At 47.8% G+C, this 20,330-nt stretch carries 17 protein-coding genes; 4 read left to right on the top strand and 13 right to left on the bottom strand.

Annotated elements, in window-relative coordinates:
• The 3 genes from ganP to KNQ07_RS12145 all read right to left on the bottom strand — a co-directional run bounded on the left by ganP (position 1) and on the right by KNQ07_RS12145 (position 3,712).
• Entirely contained in the window at positions 1-1,257 is a 1,257-nt protein-coding gene (gene ganP, locus KNQ07_RS12155; RefSeq protein ID WP_012370532.1) for a carbohydrate ABC transporter permease, read from the bottom strand.
• A gap of 57 nt (positions 1,258-1,314) precedes the next feature.
• The gene (gene ganS, locus KNQ07_RS12150) at positions 1,315-2,589 is read right to left on the bottom strand and encodes a galactooligosaccharide ABC transporter substrate-binding protein GanS (protein ID WP_214766952.1); all 1,275 of its coding nucleotides are present in this window, start codon (positions 2,587-2,589) and stop codon (positions 1,315-1,317) included.
• Between the two features lie 130 nt (positions 2,590-2,719).
• Positions 2,720-3,712, bottom strand: a complete 993-nt coding sequence (locus tag KNQ07_RS12145) for a LacI family DNA-binding transcriptional regulator (protein WP_214767025.1) — start codon at positions 3,710-3,712, stop codon at positions 2,720-2,722.
• A gap of 182 nt (positions 3,713-3,894) precedes the next feature.
• Here KNQ07_RS12145 and KNQ07_RS12140 point away from each other — a divergent pair, with 182 nt between their 5' ends.
• Complete coding sequence (locus KNQ07_RS12140; RefSeq protein WP_214766950.1) at positions 3,895-4,782, top strand: aldose epimerase family protein; 888 nt, start codon at positions 3,895-3,897, stop codon at positions 4,780-4,782.
• An 81-nt stretch (positions 4,783-4,863) separates the two neighbouring features.
• On the opposite strand, the gene KNQ07_RS12135 is transcribed toward KNQ07_RS12140, so the two are convergent.
• The 3 genes from KNQ07_RS12135 to KNQ07_RS12125 all read right to left on the bottom strand — a co-directional run bounded on the left by KNQ07_RS12135 (position 4,864) and on the right by KNQ07_RS12125 (position 6,471).
• Positions 4,864-5,259 carry an RDD family protein gene (locus KNQ07_RS12135; RefSeq protein ID WP_012370536.1) on the bottom strand — a complete coding sequence of 132 codons (396 nt, stop codon included), beginning with the start codon at positions 5,257-5,259 and terminating at the stop codon, positions 4,864-4,866.
• A 120-nt stretch (positions 5,260-5,379) separates the two neighbouring features.
• Positions 5,380-5,577, bottom strand: a complete 198-nt coding sequence (locus tag KNQ07_RS12130; RefSeq protein ID WP_214766948.1) for a hypothetical protein — start codon at positions 5,575-5,577, stop codon at positions 5,380-5,382.
• Between the two features lie 318 nt (positions 5,578-5,895).
• Positions 5,896-6,471 carry a hypothetical protein gene (locus KNQ07_RS12125; RefSeq protein WP_234944520.1) on the bottom strand — a complete coding sequence of 192 codons (576 nt, stop codon included), beginning with the start codon at positions 6,469-6,471 and terminating at the stop codon, positions 5,896-5,898.
• 230 nt (positions 6,472-6,701) lie between these two features.
• Between KNQ07_RS12125 and KNQ07_RS12120 the strand changes: the two genes are divergently transcribed.
• Complete coding sequence (locus tag KNQ07_RS12120; protein WP_214766946.1) at positions 6,702-7,625, top strand: zinc-dependent alcohol dehydrogenase; 924 nt, start codon at positions 6,702-6,704, stop codon at positions 7,623-7,625.
• On the opposite strand, the gene KNQ07_RS12115 is transcribed toward KNQ07_RS12120, so the two are convergent.
• From KNQ07_RS12115 to KNQ07_RS12095, 5 genes are all read right to left on the bottom strand, one after another.
• Positions 7,590-8,234 (bottom strand): VOC family protein, encoded by a 645-nt coding sequence (locus KNQ07_RS12115; protein ID WP_214766944.1) that lies wholly within the window; start codon positions 8,232-8,234, stop codon positions 7,590-7,592. The two genes, KNQ07_RS12120 and KNQ07_RS12115, sit on opposite strands and share 36 nt — an antisense overlap.
• A 12-nt stretch (positions 8,235-8,246) precedes the next feature.
• Complete coding sequence (locus tag KNQ07_RS12110; protein WP_214766942.1) at positions 8,247-8,978, bottom strand: DUF5694 domain-containing protein; 732 nt, start codon at positions 8,976-8,978, stop codon at positions 8,247-8,249.
• A 96-nt stretch (positions 8,979-9,074) separates the two neighbouring features.
• A complete protein-coding gene (locus KNQ07_RS12105) occupies positions 9,075-10,421 on the bottom strand; it encodes a phenylacetate--CoA ligase family protein (protein ID WP_214766940.1) in 1,347 nt (448 codons plus the stop codon).
• 230 nt (positions 10,422-10,651) lie between these two features.
• Positions 10,652-12,010 carry a phenylacetate--CoA ligase family protein gene (locus tag KNQ07_RS12100; protein ID WP_214766938.1) on the bottom strand — a complete coding sequence of 453 codons (1,359 nt, stop codon included), beginning with the start codon at positions 12,008-12,010 and terminating at the stop codon, positions 10,652-10,654.
• A gap of 268 nt (positions 12,011-12,278) precedes the next feature.
• On the bottom strand, positions 12,279-12,671 hold the full coding sequence (locus KNQ07_RS12095; RefSeq protein ID WP_214766937.1) for a hypothetical protein: 393 nt from the start codon (positions 12,669-12,671) through the stop codon (positions 12,279-12,281).
• A gap of 199 nt (positions 12,672-12,870) precedes the next feature.
• Here KNQ07_RS12095 and KNQ07_RS12090 point away from each other — a divergent pair, with 199 nt between their 5' ends.
• Together KNQ07_RS12090 and KNQ07_RS12085 are read left to right on the top strand one after the other, a co-directional pair.
• Positions 12,871-14,325, top strand: a complete 1,455-nt coding sequence (locus KNQ07_RS12090) for an NAD(P)H-binding protein (protein WP_214766936.1) — start codon at positions 12,871-12,873, stop codon at positions 14,323-14,325.
• Positions 14,326-14,586: 261 nt separating this feature from the next.
• Entirely contained in the window at positions 14,587-18,174 is a 3,588-nt protein-coding gene (locus tag KNQ07_RS12085) for a dynamin family protein (protein ID WP_214766934.1), read from the top strand.
• A gap of 45 nt (positions 18,175-18,219) precedes the next feature.
• Here KNQ07_RS12085 and KNQ07_RS12080 read toward each other — a convergent pair whose 3' ends face one another.
• Together KNQ07_RS12080 and corA are read right to left on the bottom strand one after the other, a co-directional pair.
• Positions 18,220-19,173, bottom strand: a complete 954-nt coding sequence (locus KNQ07_RS12080) for a LysR family transcriptional regulator (RefSeq protein WP_214766932.1) — start codon at positions 19,171-19,173, stop codon at positions 18,220-18,222.
• A gap of 14 nt (positions 19,174-19,187) precedes the next feature.
• Positions 19,188-20,144, bottom strand: coding sequence for a magnesium/cobalt transporter CorA (corA, locus tag KNQ07_RS12075; RefSeq protein WP_214766930.1), 957 nt, complete (start codon positions 20,142-20,144; stop codon positions 19,188-19,190).
• Positions 20,145-20,330: the final 186 nt, after the last annotated feature.

Below are 20,330 nucleotides of genomic sequence, written 5' to 3'. Positions count from 1 at the left end.
TCACGCTCCTTCCTTAAATGCATTTGTTCGTCTGAACTGCCATAAGGCAATCCCGATGACAAAAATCGACAGTAAGATCGTCAACGCGGCCGCTAACGCATATTGACCGGACTGCATCGTCAATTTATAAATCCAGGAGACGAGGATGTCCGTTCCGCCGGCATTTGAACCCGGCACGGACGGTCCGCCGCCGTTAAAGAGATAAATGATATTAAAGTTATTGAAGTTAAAGGTGAACTGGGTGATGATGATCGGCGACATCGCAATCAGCACCATCGGCATCGTGATGTGCCGGAACTTTGCAAACATCGAGGCACCGTCAATCGTTGCCGCTTCATATAAATCTTCCGGAATCGATTGCAACACACCCGTCGTCACTAAAAAGACATACGGGAATCCAAGCCATCCCTGCATGAAGACGAGCGCGACCCGTGTCCACTTCTCATCTGTTAACCATGGGACCGGATCAAGACCGAACAGAGACAGCAGATCCATGTTGACGGCCCCAAAACTGTCATTAAAGAGACCGGCAAAAACAAGAATCGTCACAAATCCCGGAACCGCCCACGGCAGGACAAAAATCGTCCGAATGACCCGTTTGAACCGGACCTCTTTTTGGTTGACGAGGACTGCCATCAGGATACCGAGCGACACTTGTAACGTCGAGGCGACCAAGGTCCAGACTACAGTCCAAGACAAGACATCAAAGAACGTCGATCGCCAAATATCAACTGTGAAAATTTGAGCAAAAGTAGAAAATCCGACCCAATCCGCCAGTTTCGCAGGCGGGGAATGATATAAATCATAATTTGTGAATGCCAAGGCGAAACTGAATAAGATCGGGAAAATTACGGCAAAAATCAACAGAAACAGGGACGGACCACTGACCAGATAGGGATATCCCTGATTGATCAAATTCCGATAATCCGATAACAGCGAATCCGGCCGCATCCCTTGATCCCGCTTTTGTCCATTGCGGTAGGAATCGCGTAAATTAAACACATAGACTCCTGTCCCAAACAACAAGACGATGATGGCAATGATGCCTTGCGCCAACAGAAAAATCGAGTTGTCGCGCGGGACTTCCGTTCCTAGCGTCACGATTCCCCATAATCCCATATTGAGCAAGTCGGCGAACGTAATCCAAAAAGCAATGCTGACTATAAGCAGGAGTCCGCCTTTCATCCATTGCCGGTGATACAATTGGCCAAGTCCTGGAATGATCGATAACATCAATCCAATTTTCCGGTGCTGCACGTCCTTCACCTCTTTACTAGAATCTCTGACTGTCTGGTCGTATCATATGAAGCGTTCTTACTTCGCTCCGTGTTTCGCTTCGATTTGCCCGTCGATCGTTTTGACGGCCTGCTTCATCGCGGCTGCCGGTTCAGCTTTTCCGGTCGCAATCGTTTGAAGGGCGGCATCGACCGGCTTCCAGACTTCATTCATTTCAGGGATGTTCGGTGTCAATTCGGAAAATTTCGATTGTTCGGCGACTGCCTGTGCGGCTGGACTTTTTGTGACGGCAGGATCTTCTGCCAACGCACTGACGGCCGGGACTTCTTTTGTGATTTCAAAACGCTTTTTCGAGTTTTCCGCATTCGTCAGGTAAAGCGCTAGCTTGTTCGCCATTTCCGACTGTTTGGAGTAAGCGCTGACATTATAACTTTTGACACCGATGAAGGAACTCATGTTTTTTCCGTTTTCCAGTTCCGGCAGTTTCGTAATGCCGAAATCAATGCCTGCTTTCGTAAAGGGTTCGACATTCCAGGGACCGGAGATGATGGCGGCTGCCTTCCCTTCCGTAAACAAGGATTCCAAAACGTTGATGCCCTGCTCCCCGATGATGCCTGCCGGGAATAATTTTTCCTGATAGAACTTTTGAATATAGGACGCACCTTTGATGGCTCCGGTATTCGCAAGACCGACTTCTTTTGTCTGGTATTTTCCTTGATTATCTTGTTTGAAAATATAACCGCCATATCCACTTAAGATACTTTGGGCATAATAGATTTGATCAAATAAAGCGAGGAACCCGAACGATTGTCCAGTTGTCGTTTTTTTCGATAAGGCGTACCATTCTTCCAGTGTTTTCGGTAGCTTGTCTTCTGAGACCAGTTTTTTGTTGTAGTATAAAACCGTCGTTTCCACCGCTTTCGGGACACCGTAGAGTTTTCCGTTCACTTTTTGCGAATCAAGGGCAACATCGGTATAAATCGACTGGACCTCTTCCGGGACATTCATCTCTTTGATGATTCCTTCCGTTACCGCTGTGCCAATCTGATCCCCCGGCATCGTCAACAAATCAGGACCTGTACCAGCCGGACCATCTAATCGTAAATCCTCGATTTGCTTAGCGTACGGTTTTTCGATGACCTGTACGTCGACATCGTTGTCCTGTTCGAATTTTGAAACGATGTCTTTGATTCCTTCGCCTTTTTCAATGTCTTCCCAGACGATCAGCTTCGCTTCTTTATTTGATGATTGTTCCTTGTTTCCCTGCGCTTCTTCCCCGGGACCACACGCCGCGAGCGAGGCTGTCAATGCCAGACTACTCAGGACAGTCATATATGTAATGGTTTTTTTCATCTTCTTTTTCCTCCTGTGGATCATATTATGAAAAGATTAGAACACTTTTTGTAAGCGCTTTAATAATCAAAATATAGCACCACAAGAAAACTTTGTAAATAAATTTAGTAAAAAATTTTACTAAATTTATTTACAAAGTGCTTTTCCGAGTAATCAATTCTGCACCGATATAGACCGTTTTGACGATATTTCGTTTCTTTAACACACGTTCTAGTAAAAGTTGAATCGCATTTTGACAAATCTCCTCGAGGTCAATATGAAACGTCGTCAGAGGCGGCGACACATATTTCGAAATACTTGTATCATTGACACTGATCAGACTAACCCGTTTCGGAATCTCGATCTGTTGCTCGTTCAAGACTTGCAAACAACCGACTGCAATCGGATCCGCCGCTACATAAAACGCTGTCGGCAACTCTTCCCCGAGTTGTTCGACCGCCTGATTCATTAAGTAATGCCCATTGTCGACCGAAAATCCCCGCCGGCAAAAGATGAAGTCTTCCCGTAACAAGTCACGTTCCTCCATCGTTTGCCGAAACGCCCGCTCCCGTCCATCCATCTCTTCCGCATCCGTATCAAGATTATGGTACGTGCCGCCGATAAACCCAATCTTTTCATGACCTTGCTCCACTAGCACTTCAACTGCCTGACGGGTGATTTGTGCAAGATCCGGACGAACCGAATCGTAATGTGCGGGATCAGGTGTCGAGTCGATGAATACGCCATGTGGTGTCAATTCTCTCAAATACTCCAACTCACGGTTCATGAATGAACCGACAGCAATGAATCCATCGATATCCAGCGGGATTTTTTCAATCCCGCCTTCGAGTTTGTAGGTCGTCATTTCGATGTTATTTTCCCGTGCTTTTTTTTCGATTTCCACCCGCATCGTTTGAAAATAGACGTCTTCGAGCTCTTCGTTATCGGTCAGCCAATATAAAAACGCGATGTTCTTCACGAGTGTTTTCAATGTTTTTTTCCGGTATCCGATTTCTTCCGCCACTTCAAAAATCCGGGCTCTTGTCTCGTCACCCACTGATAACGTCGGGTCGTTATTCAATACGCGGGATACCGTCGAAATCGAGCAACCCACTTCTTTTGCAATATCTTTGATCGTCGCCATCATGCATCCGCCTCTTTTTTTGAATTATTTTAAGTAAAAAAATTTAGTAAATTTAAAGTTTTTAAATTTTATCATATGGTAAAATGAGAGGGAATAATTTTACTCAATGAATGGTTAATAGCTGTATTTGTATTATACCGTTAAAAAGCGTTTTATTTCATACGAAAAGAGGAGGAAAGAAATTGCAGGTCCGTATGAATTTACAACAAGACCAGTCGACACGATATCGTGTGAAAAATGATCGGGGAATGGAAGTCGAGATTTCAAGCAAAGGAGGAAGCATTGAACGTTTGATCGTGCCTGACCGGAATGGGCATCCGGAAGATATTATGTTCAACTGTTATTTGACACCAGTCCCTGTGATTACTCGCGGTTTATCTGGCAAGCTGTATGATACGTCGTCCGGTTCCGTTCACGAAATCGATCTGGCATTATATCAACTTTTATTCACAGCTGAACCTTTCTCGACAATACAAGAATCCGGACTACGTCTGTCGGCGGAAATATCTGTCAATGGACAGGTGATCGCAATCGACATGCTTTATGCGCTAACTAACAGCAATCAACTGATTCTCCGATATGCAGCGACGACCAACCAACCACTTCGCCTCTCTTTGGCGCTTCCGATTTTCTTTAACCTAAGCGGTAATTTAAAGGACAGTATTACACAACATGATTTAAAGTTTACCAGTTCTTGTTTCATCCATCCCGTACCGACGTTGTCGATGAATCCCTGCTTGCAACAGACGAAAGGGACCCCCTTTGATTTTCGGTTAGGACGTCGTCTGCACCGTTTCTTTTTAGACAAGGTGTTTTTACAATCTCCTGTCGACACCTATTTTTCATTTCATCAACAACCGGTCATCTCTGTTCATGAAGCCGTAAGCGGGCGCTGGGTGACAATCGAAACTTCCCACCCCGGCTTTGTGTTGTCTGCAGCAGCGCATCATACCGACACGTCCTTCTCCGGTATTTGTTTTGATTCAACGGATTTCCTGCTGTCATCTCTCATCCGCGGTTCAATTCCCTACTTTCACGAGACGACTTATTCGTTTAGCACGACGTATTGATTTCACAGCAAGAGGAGGACAGCAGATTGTGCGTCTGTCATCCTCCTCCGTTTGATTTGTTTTACGGGTCCACCCGCAAACCTAGTTGATTTTCCGGATGACCCGGGTTCCGGCAAATTCATCCTCCGGCAGAATCGATCCGTCTCGCAGATATACTTTCCGGTTTTTCCATGTCTTGATCGGGGCAATCGTTTCCCGGTATACAATCCGCTTCGCAATCTGTTTTACGGCAAGCGGTTGTCCGTTCTCACTGACGACTTGAATCCGAAACAGGCGTTGTCCGACGGTTTGCCCGCTCCCCGTCGATAATTGGACCGTCTCGATGAAACAGTTCACGGCCGGTTCCGTAATCAGCGCATGTACTGTTTTGTTTTTAACGCGCTTTAACAAAGTTTTCTCCAGGACACCGGACACAATTCCCTGGACAAGGACATCGACGACGCCCGCTCCGATTCGGCGTTTTAATAAGCCATCCATCTTCCCTTCCTCCTTTTTTCACTTCAACTTCAACTGGCAGATCTGTTTCTATGTCCTTCGTGCCGAAATCAAAAAAACCTTCTTTGAAACGGATGACTCCGATCAAAAAAGGTTCGTGCGTCAAGTATACAACAGGACGATACTGCCCAAACCGAACAGACAGCCCGTATACAGAACAGCTGCTATTCGTTTACTGGATCCCGGAATATCCCGACGGACGAACAGCCGTCCGTACTTCATGGTTAAAACAAGGCCGATGACAAGTGCTGCAAGCGCGAGGCTCGGCATGTCAAGCAAAGTCAAATACAGATTCAGCATATCTCTCCATCCTTTCCGGTTAACGTTTTTATATGTAGGTTCCCTGTCAGCCCAGCCACGCGGTACTCCCAGAGGCAACAAACAAGCCCTCTCTTATCCCGTTTAATCGTGGATTTGATCACTCTTTGCTCGTTGATGGTTTAGCTTTCATGATCTGAGCGTTCACCTTTGTTCGTTGTTCCTTGAGCTGTGAACATTGAACTTTCACTTCCGGTTCTCAGTGGAACCGATGTGAGGTGCCGAAGCACGGATTGTTTTGTTATCGCACAAAACAGGCGTGTTTGGTCGCAGGAATATCAGACTAACAGGGAATCGTCATTACGCAAAAATTTTCGTTACGGTATTGCTTTCCGACAATGTAAAGTCCACTTCCGTTTCAAAGGTATCGATCGTCTCATCCAGTTCAGCGATGACCTGGCGCAAGTTCGACGGATCAATCAACTTCGGCTCCAGGCGCTCGATGAACAGTCGACGTGATTTTTCCATCTCGTCCGCATTCCCTTTTTCCCGGGAACCGTACGTTGCCTCGATGTGGCTGTCTGCCCGCCGTACGATATCTTGCCGCTCTGTCTCGATGGTCTGTTCGACTTGCAGGAGTTGCTCCCGTAATGTCTGCAACAGTTGCCGTTCATAGACAAGCCCGGCATCCCGCCGGTCAATCGCCTCCGCAACGGTCATCTCACGGCCGTTAATACGGACGACCGTTACAGCATTCGATGCCGTGATGGCAGACTTAATCCGGTTCCGCCTTTCCATCAAATCCCGAATCGACTGCAGGTTGGCTTTCGCTTCTTCCGCAAACGTCGCGACTGAAGGATATCCCGCCGGCGCCTGGCTGCCGTTCTGCACACCGATAAACGCTTTCGCCTGTGCTTTTTGAATCCGTTTATCCAAATTTTTTAACTCCACTAATCCGCGATGAATTGACATTTCGATTCGTTCGATGGGGGTCACGTCCTTTTTCTGTTTCTGTCTTTTTTTCAGAATAACACAGACTTGTTCGTAAACTGACACTGTCCCAACAGTTTCCACCTTACAAAATTGTCATATTTTTATTTTGATAAGGAATTTTTTACCTTATACTATAGAAAGAAGTCTTATGTTTTTAGAAAAGAGGGGTTTTTATGCATCAAGAACGCTTACAGGTCACGGCAGCCCGGTCTGTCACCTGGACGAGACATCATCTTCCTCCGGTCCAAGCACACGAACTGCTTGTCCGGACAATTGCCGGTGCAATCAGCATTGGGGCTGAACTGCCGCAAGTCCGGGGCGACGATCCGACCGATCCGGCTCCCGTCTATCCGAAGGAGACTGGCTATGAAAGCTACGCCACTGTCATTGCCGTCGGAAATCAGGTCACCCGGTTTCAAGTCGGCGACCGTCTACTTGCCTTTTACGGTCATCAGGATATCGCACTCGTCGACGAAGCCAAAGCCATTCCTGTTCCGAACGGTGTGTCCGCCAAACTCGCCTTGCTGAACATCTTATCGTGCGACGCTGCGAAAGGCGTCCGGAAACTGGTCCCTAAACCGACGGACTCGGTTTTAGTGACCGGAATGGGTGTCATCGGACTGCTGGCCGTTTTCTATCTGCGGCACTTCTATCATGTCGACCGGATCGTCGTCTTTGACCCTGATCCCGTCCGCTCATCGCTTGCACTGTCACTCGGGGCGCATGCATCATACTCAGATTCGGATGAGTCGTTTACACACGCATTGGAGTGTTCTGCACGACAGGACGCTTTCGCCTTATTACAGGAAAAGCTTGTTCCCCACGGACAGCTCTGTATTCTTTCAGACGGGAATCATGAAACCTTATCGTTGACGCCGGCCTTTTACGAGAAAGAATTGCGGCTCGTCGGTTCGAGTGACGGATGGGATTACCAGGAACATGCCGCCTGGTTTTTCAAGACGGCACCACATGTTCCACATCTCGAACAGTTGTTTGAAAAAACGGTCTCAGCCCGTGACTTAGTCCAATGTTTCGACCGTTTGCTGACAGACGCGCCGCCTTTAAAGGTGCTGGTCCTCTATCCGTCCGTCGATTAATGCAGGCGGACTCACCGTCCGGACCTCGAGACCGTTCGGATCTTGCACCGGCAGCGCAGGTATTCCGGAAAATACAACCTGTCTGGCATGCATCCGTTCCGCTACAACCGACGTAATTTCCGGAACCGGTCGAGCCAGTAATTGAGACAGCAACGGCTCAAGACCCGGTGTCGGTGTCGCGATTCCAAACTGCAGGAGCCGGTCCCCTGTTTCTGACTCGACGGCATCCGGATGGGTCTGCAATTCAATACGGAAACCAAACGGCGTTCCGATGAACGTCCGACGTTCGTTCGCCTGAATCGTCAGTCCCAGACCTTCCGCCCGGCCGAGTACCTGCAGTCGCTCGGCTTCCGTTACAAGGAAGCCGATATGGTCAAACATCACTTTTTTCCCGTAACCAAACGTAAGATTGATGGCTCCTCGTTTCATCTCGATGATCCGAAACAAAATCTGTTGCTCACGAAAATCGTCCCAATCGAGCGGAGGATCAAACGAAGTGAACTCCCCCGCGTATTTCCCAATCCGTTGTGTCACCTGAAAACCAAGCTGTTGATAAAACCGTTCTGTTTCCTCCACAAACGGTGTCCAAAGATGATAATGAAATAACATATGTATCGCTCCTTATATCATAATATCGTCAAGCGTCAAAAGCATGACCTCGCCACTCTCCGTCAACAGCTGTTGCAGCAAGTGAACGTGTGCAAGACCATAGATGACCATAACCCGTTCATCTGGTTCTGTAACACCCGCAAGGATGTTCTTAAAGATCATCAGATTGCGATAATACCAATATCGCGAGACCCACTCCATTCCGGACTCACCAAGACAAGCAAGTTTTAAATAAGTTTGGTGCATCTCCTGCACACGTCCGTCAGTATTGATTTTCTGTAAAAAGGAAAGCAACGGTAGTTCAGTAAACTCCTGTTCCATCTGTTGCATCCGTGTGGTCTCCCTTGCAATGATTTCGTCAAATTGTTCCGGTTTTTCCCTTCTCAGCTGGTCGAGCGATGGTATCCCGTCAATCAACTGGTTCCAATCAACTGCTTGAATATCATCGAGACCATTTTGAGAGGCGAGACGAAAACCAAGTTGATGCCGTTCGTCGGCGGTCAACGTCAATTTTCCGGCGCGATACGCCGCGTACTCACGCGTCAAGTCCTGTTGATGTTCAGAAGGGCTTTCAAGCATGATCTTCGTCGGACGAAAGTCGGACAAGACATTTAATGCGTCCTCAATTTGTTTTTGCCGGTCCGGCGTCAGCATCGACACGCCTCGCAAATGAAGTAAGTCTCCGTTATCCGGTCGGTCGAAGTGTATCGTTCCAAGCAGTAGTACCGCGGCACGTGACCTCATCGTCTTCCTCCTTTTTCGATGATCTTCTTTTATACTACAACAATTGTAAAAAAATCCATCAAAAAACACGGATCCTCAACTGGATCCGTGTTCCGTTTACATCAACTGTTTGACTAGAAGCGTCTTACCGCTGACTTCCCGCGGAATGTTATCGACAGCACGTAACGAGACGTTCATCTCGGAACCAAGTAAAGTCTTTAAAAACCGGTACAGTTGTTCTTCGTGCTCCGATAAAAACCGGGTCCGGTCCGGAATATATAAAAACGTGATGTCCCGTTCACTGTTTTGGATATATTGGACCCGTTCGACGCTGTTCGGCAACACTTTGACCAAGCTGGACAACTGACCTTCAAAAACCTTTTGTCCGTTTTGTTTGACGATATACCCCCGTCCCCGACCGTCAATTGAATCAATCACGGGACCCGGATGGCCGCAGGAACAGGTTTTGCCGCTGCTCGTCATGCGGTCCCCGACCCGGTAACGGACGAGCGGCGTCCCATGGGTATCAAAGCTCGTGACAAGAATTTGCCCGTCCGGTTCAATTTCAATGATGCCCATCTCGTAGTGCAGGTGTTTATTTCCGAAACGGCACTCGGAAACGATCGGTGCCCCTTCCGATGAGGCATACTGATCAAACACCGGCGCGTGAAAGACGTCTTCAATTAATTTCCGTTCCGTCGCGGTCATCATCTCTGCCGTCGGAAAGATAGCGCGCGGCCGGCACTGCAACTCCATTCCGATTCGTTTGGCATGGTAGGCCAACTCAATCATCGCTGACGGCAACCCGTCAATCGATTCTGGATCAAACCGGTCGATTGCCTGCAAATAAGCAGTCATCGTTTCAGGGCTGAGTTTCTTGACGGTGAACAGCAGTTGATTCAGCGCATGGTTCATCCGCCAGTAGACAGGTTTTTGTTGCCGTTCCGAAACGAGCGCCTGTGCTGTAAAACTGATCCGGCGCATTCCTTTTTTTACACCGTGAGTCGCCTTAAAAAAATCGAGATGCGCCATCCGCACCTGCATATCTTCTTTCGTATACCGGACTTGAATCGACTTCCCTGTCGTCCCGCCTGTTTTCCCGAGAATCGGTGCAGGGAGGTCCGTACGAATCGATTCGATTTGCTGCCGTAACATCTCCTTTTCAAGTGACGGAATCTGCCGAAGCTCCGTTAACGCTCGAAAAGGCAATTGCAGATTCAAGTCTTTAAACAGCGTGTGGTAATAGGGGCTATGTTGCCGGCAAAACAGCAAAAACGTATTGAGACGCGCCAATTGATCCCGTTCCACATCGATTGGTTTTTCTAATTTGTCTGCTAATTCCTGAAATCGTGTTTGGTACGCCGGTCCATAACGTTCCCGTTGAAGTCGATAGCCATACAAAGTGGTAAGAAGATTTTGCATGAACACCGGTGAATACAGATAGACTTGCTCTTTGATTCCCATCTGCGCACGTCCTTTCGAACAACGACTCGACGCCTTCACTGAACATATTCTTAATAGGTTCAGCTTACGTCGGCATTCTGACAATCACATGACAAAATCTACCGCACTACACTTTCACTTCGATTTTTTTCCTCCTTTAGCAAACTCCTTCTTTTTTTGAAAAGACATCAAAAAAGCAGACGACCTTTTTGAAAATAAAGGGAGTCTGCTCGCGTCGTATAGCGAATTCTTCAACTTTTTTCCGGCAATAGTTGTTTGATCAATAATGTTTTTCCGCTGATTTCTTTCGGAATTTCCGGCACTGCCCGTAACAACACTTCCATTTGTCCGCCGAACAAACGTTTTAAGACGAAGTACAGTTCTTTTTCATGTTCTTCTTTGAAACAACGTTCGTCCGGTACATACAACATAACGATTTCTTCTTTGTCGGATTGAATATACTGGACCCGTTCGATACAGTTCGGGAAGGCCCGTACGATCCCGGCCAGTTCTCCTTCAAAAATCCGATGACCGTCTTTCAGCTGAATGAAACTTCGTCCCCGTCCGTCAATGGATGCAATGACCGGACCGGCGTGTCCGCACTGACACGTAGCTTCACTTAACGTCATCCGGTCCCCGACACGGTACCGGACGAGCGGCGTGCCATGGGTATCAAAGCTCGTCACGAGAATCTGACCATCTTCCTCAACCTCGATGATGCCCATTTCATAGTGAAGGTGTTTTTTTCCGTAACGGCATTCCGCGACAATCGGTGCTCCTTCAGACGATGCGTATTGATCAAAAATCGGCGCATGGAACACTTCTTCGATCAATTGGCGTTCCGCCGCCGTCATCATTTCCGCTGTTGGGAAAATCGCCTTCGGTCGGAACGTACACGGAATATTGTACTTTTTAGCATGACGTGCCACTTCAATCATACCTGAAGGGAGGCCGTCAATCGATTCCGGATTAAATCGGTTCAATTGTTCGATGTACAAGGCTGCCGTTTGCGGATTAATGTTTTTGATCGTAAAAAGCATCTGATTGATGGCTTTATTCATCCGCCAGTAAACAGGTGCTTTCTGTGATTCTGCCGCCAGTGTCTGTCCCGTAAAGCTGGCGCGCCGCATGCCGCGTTCAATCCCGTGTGTCCACTTAAAGTAATCGAGGTGCGCCATCCGGATCTGCATGTCTTCCTTTGTGTAATGGACTTGAATCGACTTCCCCGTCGTTCCACCCGTTTTCCCGAGGATCGGCGCTCGGATCTTAGCATGCACGTCCGCATTACGTGTCCGGAGGATTTCCTTGCTTAAAATCGGAATCTGTTTTAGTTCGTCTAATGTTTCAAGCGGTAAAGTGATCCGGTGTTGCTCAAACAGCTCTTGATAGTAGGGGCTGTACGTCTGACAAAACAGCAGAAATTGATTCAGACGCGCCAACTGTTCTGCCTGTGCATTCGTCTGAAAACGTTCTTTTTCCTTCAGCTCCTGTAACCGTTTCTGATAAACCGGACCATATCGTTCCTGATACAGCACGCGACCATAAATCGTCGTTAAGATATTTTGAAGAAAAATCGGTGAATGAAAGTAAATCGATTGCTTGAGTTGCATACGTCCACTCCTCTCACATCTCAGTCAGAAATTTCAGTTGAGCCGTTATCCATTTCCTGTTACTTACATCTTATTTCCAGTGATTCGGCGGTTCAATCAAATCTTAGTAAACAAGCTTAGCTTTTATTCGGATACCGTTTTATGATAGTAAACTTACATCACAAACATCTTTTAATAAAATTCTTATAATTATCCTTTCTTTACCGTTTCCGGTAAAAAACAAAAAAAGAGACTGCTTTCAGCCTCTTCTCCTTCGTTCGAATTCCGGTTACGTTTGACGCCGTTCCGCCTCTTCATCTGCTGTTCCAAACATCCGGACCTGAATGGCTCCGAGTGCCAACTTCAATTCCGTCGGACTCAACTGATCGATGATTTCGATCACAGTCACCGTCGTCCGCCCATTATACAACTGCACAAGGAGTTGACGCTCCACATCGATCATCCGGTCATCAATCGACTCCGCCAACATTTCCTGATAAAAAAACTCACCCGTTTCCGGGAAAAAATAGTCACTGAATAATTGCATCAATTGTAAATTTCCCGTCGCCAAAAACAAAATGGCTTGAAACGGCGGTTTCACACGATTCCGCGTACTCAAACGTTTTAATATCATCTGGTACCGCTTCTGGTGTTGCTCATCTAAGAAACAGACTGCGTTCATCTTCGCCCTCTCCTTAAAGTAGAAATTAAGTAATATGTACATGGAAGTTGGTGGAGGTCACCACTCCTATTCGGTCTCTTTTTTCTTTTCCCTGTTTTTTATGCCTCAAGCCTGTTATTTCCTGAAAACATCTGAAGGGATTACGAACCGATTGATTCGGGTAAATTCAACAAGTAACGTTAATCGAGGGGGAAAACTCATGACTCAAACACGCAAACGGTTGGCACTTGCAGGTGCAACCGGATATATCGGACATAATCTCTTAAACGAACTCCAGAAAAAATATGATGTCATCGCCTTATCGCGAAACGGTGATGACAAGGATGATGAAGACCATGTCGAGTGGCGCTCGTGTGATTTATTTTCGCTGAATGATACCATCGACGGGTTACAGGGGGCGGATATCGCCATCTATCTGGTCCATTCGATGATGCCGTCCGCTAAACTGACACAGGGCTCATTCGAAGATATGGATTTGATTTTAGCGGACAATTATGCCCGTGCCGCCAAAGAAAACGGCATTCAGCAAATCATCTACCTGAGCGGCATCATTCCGGAAGAAACGGAAGACTTGTCCCGCCATTTGAAAAGCCGTTTGGAAGTGGAACGTGTGCTTGGTGCTTACGGGACTCCCGTAACGACCATCCGGGCTGCGTTGATCGTCGGTCCAAAAGGATCTTCCTTCCCGATCTTATCGAAGCTCGTCAAACGGCTTCCCGTCATGTTGCTGCCGGAATGGACACGGAATCAGACGCATCCCGTTGCATTGCCAGATGTCATTCATGCCCTCGGAGCAAGCGTCGGACGGGAAGATTTGAAAGACCGCGCCATCGATATCGGCGGTCCGGAATCGATGACGTATAAAGAAATGATTTTGAAAACAGCCGAAGTCATGGGGAAAAACCAACCGACGTTCGATATTCCTTTAATGACAGTCAAACTGTCTCGCCTTTGGGTGACATTAGTTTCCGGAGAGCCGAAGGAGACGGTCTATCCGCTCGTCGAGAGCATGGTCCACGAAATGGTCGCAGATCCGGATAAAATGGTGGACGGCATCAGCAACGGGAAAGTCACATTCGAGGAATCCGTTCGGATGGCGTTAAAAGAAGAGCAGAAGGAAAAGGATCAGAAAAAACAATCGGGTCATTCGTCTAAAAAAGAAAAAGACGAAGTGCTCGATGTCCGGTCCGTTCAGCGTGTCCGTCTGCCGGAAGGACGCGATGCCAACTGGGCGGCAGATAACTATGTATCTTGGCTCTCCTCTTTCGCTAAGCCGTTCCTCACTTCTGTTGCGAACGAGACCGTCGTAAAGATTCAAGTGCCGTTTCTCGATGCACCGCTTCTCGAATTGACGAAAGAACCGTTTCAGGATGCCGAGCAAGCTACGTACCGGATTACCGGCGGAATGTTTGCGCAAGTTCAGGAAGGCAGCAAAGGGCGGATTGAATTCCGACAAATTCCCGGATCCCAGGAGTGCCTGATTGCCATTCATGAATATGTACCGGCCTTACCATGGATCATTTACAAATCGACGCAAGCCAATATTCATTTGCTCGTCATGTACCTGTTTAAGCTCCACCTTCTCCGTCTGATGCAGACAACGGAACACGCTCCTGACGAGTCGGATATGATTGTCCCGGAAACAAACGCTTGATTTTAAACAAACTCAGATTTCCTACCAGACTGAATTCCCCGAGAAGCGGGGATTCAGTCTTTTTTAATGACTTTTCACCAGCCGGGTTTTCGACGGACCGCTTGGTAATCAGTCTGTTATTATCATATAGCATTTTGCGGAATCCGTAAGTTTTAATGTCTTGCCTGTTGCTTGACTGCGGAACTTACCGATGAACAGATGACGGAACCAAAATAAGCGTGATACACTGAAGCTGAATTGTAAGAAAGGGGTTTCACACGCATGCGCTCATTTGAAGAACGGTTAACGAATCACATTGAAGCGACTGCGCTTCTCACGACATTGATTCAACCCTCGTCGGATCAACTCCGGCTCGACAAGTTAAATAAATTTTCCGAGAAATTATTAAAACGCGAATTTACGATTGCTTTTGCCGGACATTTTTCAGCCGGGAAATCAAGCATGATCAATGCATTGACCGGTGAGTCGATTTTACCGACCAGTCCGATTCCGACCAGTGCCAACATCGTCACATTACGCCGGGAAGAACACGATGCCGCAATCATCCATTTTCACGACCGCCCTGCCGTAAAGCTCGCAGCGGCCGACTTACCGCATCTCGAGACGTTAGGTCGTGACGGTACCGTTGAACGGATTGATATCACCCACGCCGGCTCAAACTTACCGCAAGGACTTGTTTTAATGGATACACCGGGTGTCGATTCCGTCGATGACGCCCACCGGATTTCCACCGAGTCCGCTTTACACCTGGCTGACTTGATTTTTTATGTCATGGACTACAATCATGTCCAGTCCGAGTTGAACTTCACCGTCACTCGTGAATTGTTGACTTCCGTACCTGAACTGTATTTAATCGTTAATCAAATCGATAAACACCAGTCCAGTGAATTATCCTTTGCCGCCTTCAAGCGTTCCGTCATCCAGTCGTTTGCCGCCCATGGCGTGGAACCAAAAGGAATCTTCTTTACGAGCTTGCGGGAAGCGGATCATCCGGAAAATGATTTCCGTTCCGTTAAAGAACTCGTCGATCACAGCATCCGGGACGTCCAACCGAAACTGTTGCAATCAGCGGCTACTACACTGGAATCCTTACATGCCGAACACGTGGCGTACCTCGAAACACGGATCGAAGAAGCCGCTGAATCGACAAATGAAGGATTGACACCGGCAGAACGGCGACAATCGGACGCATTGCTTGAACAGCTGCACCAGCTAGATTTACAACTCGAACTGATGGCTCCCGAACAATGGGTCAGCCGGTTTTCACAGCACCGGGAAAGTTTGTTGCGCAATGCCACTTTGATGCCGTTTGAACTTCGCGAGAAAATGCGGACCTTTTTAGAGACACGACAAGCGTCCTTTAAAGTCGGGTTTTTCAGAAGTGCGAAAAAGACACAGTCCATCCAGCAACAGGTAGCAGACGAACTCCTGCGGGCGTATCAATCCGTCACGACATCCGAAATTGCCCTGCACCTTCGGAAATTGATGAAACAATCGTTGGCGGAAGCCGGTATTTTAACGGATCAGCATACGATGCAGATCGACAACTATCCACTTGATCCACCGCTTCGTGTCATCGAGGGTGCTGTCCAGGAAGGCATTACGATTACCGGTGAATCCGTCCTCCAGTTTACGAATCGTGTCGTCAGTCTGACGGCTGACTGGTATACGAAAGAGACGAACCGCTGGCGGGACGGAATTCGAGCGGAACTCGAACAAACAGACGGCAGCGTCAAACAAGAGGTGTTGACAGAACAAACCGATTTACGTCAAAAATGTGACTTATTGAAAGCCGAAGCCGACGCCCGGCAAGTCTTAAACACGTATCTCGAACAGGCTGACTCACCGACGGACAAGCAACTGCAAACCGCAAAACAACAGGTCGTGCTTTGGCAACAAGAACTGATGCAGGCCGAACAAGCGTTAATCCCGTTTCAACCGCAGGAAACGCTGGAGGAAGTCGCCGTCGCGGCAGAAGCGGTTCAGTCAACCGATGTCGAGGACACACGTTCCTATACGCCGGAAGAAATGCACCAGATTCAAACGATTTTGTCGTCCGTTCCCGGATTTGAAGAGACGGTCGCCTACTTGCAAGACAAACTGAAACGGGTCGCTTCGAGTACCTTTACGATTGCTTTGTTCGGTGCGTTCAGCGCCGGGAAGTCATCTTTTTGCAACGCGTTGCTCGGACAACCGGTCTTGCCTGTCTCGCCTAATCCGACGACGGCTTCGATTAACCGGATTAACCCCGTCAGTGCGGCACATCCGCACGGGACGGCGACCATCTGCTTTAAGACGGAGCAGGAACTCGTTGCTGAATTAAACGATCTCCTTCAGGCGTTCGACGAAGCAGTCACTTCTTTGAAAGAAGCGGCGGATTGGATCGAATCCCAGCCGGCACACACATTACGGGATGCTTCTTTCTTACGGGCCTTTGCAACCGGTTATCCGACTGTTGCACCGTTCGTCGGAACGACACAAACGGTCGATCAAACGATGTTCACCGATTATGTCGCAAAAGAGCACCTCAGTTGCTTCGTCGATGTCATCGATTTGTACTTCGACAGCCCGTTGACCCGTCTCGGGATTACATTGGTCGATACGCCGGGTGCCGATTCCATCAATGCCCGCCATACGGATGTCGCTTTTGACTACATCAAGGATGCGGATGCCATCTTATTCGTGACGTATTTCAATCACGCGTTCGCCCGTGCGGATCGGGAGTTTCTGATTCAGCTCGGCCGTGTCAAGGATGCTTTCGAACTGGACAAGATGTTTTTCATCGTCAATGCAATTGACCTTGCACAAAACGAGGGCGAAAAACAAGCAGTCCTTCAGTATGTCGAGACGGAACTACAACGGTTCGGCATTCGGACCCCTCGTCTGTTCGGCGTCTCGAGCCTCCAGGCGTTAGCAGAGAAGCAAACGGACCGTGCGCTTGACTCGGGTCTTCCGGTCTTCGAAGACGCCTTTCATCAGTTTTTGGAACGGGATCTGAAAGGACTGGCTGTCCAAGTATTGTCGGAAGAAACGGAGAAAACCGTGCACCGGTTACGTCAATTGATGGAGCAGACCGAATTCAACATCGCCCGTAAAGAAACACGTCTCGAAGAACTGGATGACTTGAAGCAGACGATTGAAGCACACTTTTCAGATTCAAGAACCGATTTACTTCGTCATGCCTTGTTTGCGGAAATTCATGAGCTGCTGCACCATGTCAACCAACGGATCTATTATCGTTTCCCTGACTTCTTCAAGGAAGCGTATCATCCCGTCCGCTTTGCGAATGCCACAAAACAGCAGGCGTTGCAGGAAGCGCTTGTCGAGTTGCTCGGTTTTTTGAAATATGATTTTGAGCAAGAATTACGTGTGACACACTTCCGGATTGACGGCTGGATCAAAACTGCGCTCGTCCAACGATTCCAGGAAGAGGAACGGTATGCGGCGAAGTTGAACCCCTCTTTCCAACTGCCCCCATTCGAAGCGCCGGCGATGACGTCCGTTCATTTCGAGGGGCCGTTCCAGGATGCGACGCCGTATCAGTCCGTAAAACAGTATTTCCGTAATCCAAAAGTCTTTTTTGAACGTAATGAAAAGGAACAATTGAAAGATGCTTTGATTCAGTTGACGAAACCGGATGCGACCTCTTATCTGGAAACGGAGGAACAGCGGTTGCGCGAACTCGCGCAGCAACATGTCGCCCGTCTGCTCGACGAGATGTATGCCCGGATTTCCGAAACGTTGTATAAACAAATCGAGATGGAACGAACCAGCTTGGCGACGACCGACCATCTGGAACAATTCAAACAAGCTTACGCCAGCATCAGCCGTCTGAATCAAACCGTTTAATTTTTCCCGTAAGCGGTACACAAAGAACCCGAATCAGCTGCTCTTCTACAGAAGAGGCGGCTGGTTCGGGTTCTTTTTAGCGTCTGCTGTGCGATCAGACGGAGGCGGCCAATACGATTTGAAATAATGCAGCACATAGTCTTCGACGTGGCGCACTAGCGGACGCTGCTCGACTCCCGCCAGACGGTTTAACGAAACGTCCCATAACATCGGCGGGTCAAACGGTAAGATACGGATATCATCGGCATGATGAAACCGGAGAATCGGTTCCGGCAAAATCGACACAACGTCGAGTTCTTGCACCATCCCGATCAATAAATCCCAGGCACCGGACGTAAAAAAGATCTGTGGTTCGACCTGTACATGGCGGAACTGGGATAAAATTTGATGATGCAACATAAAACTGTCATTGAGGATGACGAGCGGTTCCTCTGCCAAATCACGATAAGACACGCTTTCAGATTCGCTTAACGGATGGCTCGGTCTGACCGCGACGACGACTTCATCTTCAATCAACCGATGCCGTTCGATTCCGTATGTCTCCCCCGGTTCAATTAAAATCGCCAGATCCAATTCTTCAAGCAGCAGCCGGCGTTTCAATTCAAATGCCCCTTCTTCGATGATTTCCAACTCGATACCGGGATGTTCCGCCATCAATTTCGGAATCAGTTGCGAAAAGAGAACGGGCAGGATGACCGGCGGAATCCCGAGCCGGACTTTCCCGCGTAGGACACGCGACCGCTCGTGCAGGTGTTCCATCATTTGTTGATGTCCGTGCAGGACACTGAGGGCATCCTCATAAAATTGTTGTCCGGCGTCTGTCAGACCGGTCAGTCGTCCATGGTGCCGCAAAAACAATTCCACTTGTTCCAATTCTTCAAATTCTCGCACCAGTTGACTGAGCGCCGGTTGCGAAATATGCAGATGTTTGGATGCCCGCGTTAAATTATACGCATGGTCTACGATCGTCGTAAAAAACGTCAATTGCCGGATATCCACCGGACTCCCCCCTCTTACTCATCAAACCAATGATTTTTTCTAAAGTACACAATCATCCCCAACGCAATGACTGCCATCCCCCCGAGTGTAAAGAAATAACCAAAACGTGTCGTCAGTTCCGGCATATGTTCAAAGTTCATCCCATAGATGCCGGCAATGAACGTTAACGGCATGAAGATGGTTGTAAAAATCGTTAACGTTTTCATGATATTATTCATCCGGTACGAGTTGAGGGAAATGAAATTATCCCGGAATTCGGACGTCATTTCCCGGTTATACTCAATCATTTCGTTCAGTTTGAGCAGATGGTCGTAAATATCCTGGAAAAATGCTTTTTTATTGGCATGAATCGCAAGCCGACGGGATTCAACGACCCGGTATAACAAATCCCGCATCGGTAAGAGCGTTCGGGCAACAACTAATAAATCGGACCGAATCTCAAATATCTCTTCCATGATCCGTTTATCATTCCCACGCTGTTCATACCGTCCTTCCAGTGCAAAAATCTTGTCTTCCAATGCATGAACAATCGGAAAATAACCATCGACGATTTTATCCATGATTTTATGTACAATTTCGATGGTCCAGTGCTCGGAATCAGTATGTAGACGCTGGAAAGCTTGGAACACCACGTCAATTTCACTTGACGGCTCCTCGTGGTAGGACACCACATAGTTCTCATTGACAAACAGGTTGATTTCTTTTCCTTTCAATGACTCCGTGTCCAGGGCATGGAGCACAAAAAAACTGTATCCTTCATAATATTCCAACTTTGGACGCTGTAAGTATTGAAAACAATCTTCGATGGCCAGCGGATGAAAATCAAAGGCGGAAATCAACTGTTGTTTTTCCTGCTCCGTCGGTTGATTGAAATCAACGAAATACCATTTGATATCAGGTGCGTGAATCCGACCCAAGCCATCATCCACTACAACTTGATGATCCGTCGTCACCAGAAGACAGCGTATCATGAACATTCACCTTCTTTTCGTTACGGTTTGTTTAATCAGTATCGCAAACAATCTGCTCGATTTCCATAAAAAAAAGACTGCAGGTTTAATCAAGCCCTACTGGGCTAACCTAAAATTTTGAGACAATATAAAACACCTTCGGAGTGGTACACTTTTAAAAAGTACTAATATCGGAGGTGTTTTTGC

The sequence above is a fragment of the Exiguobacterium sp. s145 genome, assembly GCF_018618835.1.
Taxonomy (GTDB): domain Bacteria; phylum Bacillota; class Bacilli; order Exiguobacteriales; family Exiguobacteriaceae; genus Exiguobacterium_A; species Exiguobacterium_A artemiae.
The sequence above is the reverse complement of the archived record's forward strand: the minus strand, read 5'-3'. Positions and strand labels throughout refer to the sequence as shown.

Bases quoted from the DNA above. Each gene is read 5' to 3' on its own strand.
- KNQ07_RS12130 (WP_214766948.1), bottom strand. From the start codon at position 5,577: ATGCTGAATCTGTATTTGACTTTGCTTGACATGCCGAGCCTCGCGCTT.
- KNQ07_RS12135 (WP_012370536.1), bottom strand. From the start codon at position 5,259: ATGGATGGCTTATTAAAACGCCGAATCGGAGCGGGCGTCGTCGATGTC.
- KNQ07_RS12090 (WP_214766936.1), top strand. From the start codon at position 12,871: ATGACTCAAACACGCAAACGGTTGGCACTTGCAGGTGCAACCGGATAT.
- KNQ07_RS12100 (WP_214766938.1), bottom strand. From the start codon at position 12,010: ATGCAACTCAAGCAATCGATTTACTTTCATTCACCGATTTTTCTTCAA.
- KNQ07_RS12120 (WP_214766946.1), top strand. From the start codon at position 6,702: ATGCATCAAGAACGCTTACAGGTCACGGCAGCCCGGTCTGTCACCTGG.
- corA (WP_214766930.1), bottom strand. From the start codon at position 20,144: ATGATACGCTGTCTTCTGGTGACGACGGATCATCAAGTTGTAGTGGAT.
- KNQ07_RS12095 (WP_214766937.1), bottom strand. From the start codon at position 12,671: ATGAACGCAGTCTGTTTCTTAGATGAGCAACACCAGAAGCGGTACCAG.
- ganS (WP_214766952.1), bottom strand. From the start codon at position 2,589: ATGAAAAAAACCATTACATATATGACTGTCCTGAGTAGTCTGGCATTG.
- KNQ07_RS12145 (WP_214767025.1), bottom strand. From the start codon at position 3,712: ATGGCGACGATCAAAGATATTGCAAAAGAAGTGGGTTGCTCGATTTCG.
- KNQ07_RS12115 (WP_214766944.1), bottom strand. From the start codon at position 8,234: ATGTTATTTCATTATCATCTTTGGACACCGTTTGTGGAGGAAACAGAA.
- KNQ07_RS12085 (WP_214766934.1), top strand. From the start codon at position 14,587: ATGCGCTCATTTGAAGAACGGTTAACGAATCACATTGAAGCGACTGCG.
- KNQ07_RS12110 (WP_214766942.1), bottom strand. From the start codon at position 8,978: ATGAGGTCACGTGCCGCGGTACTACTGCTTGGAACGATACACTTCGAC.
- KNQ07_RS12105 (WP_214766940.1), bottom strand. From the start codon at position 10,421: ATGGGAATCAAAGAGCAAGTCTATCTGTATTCACCGGTGTTCATGCAA.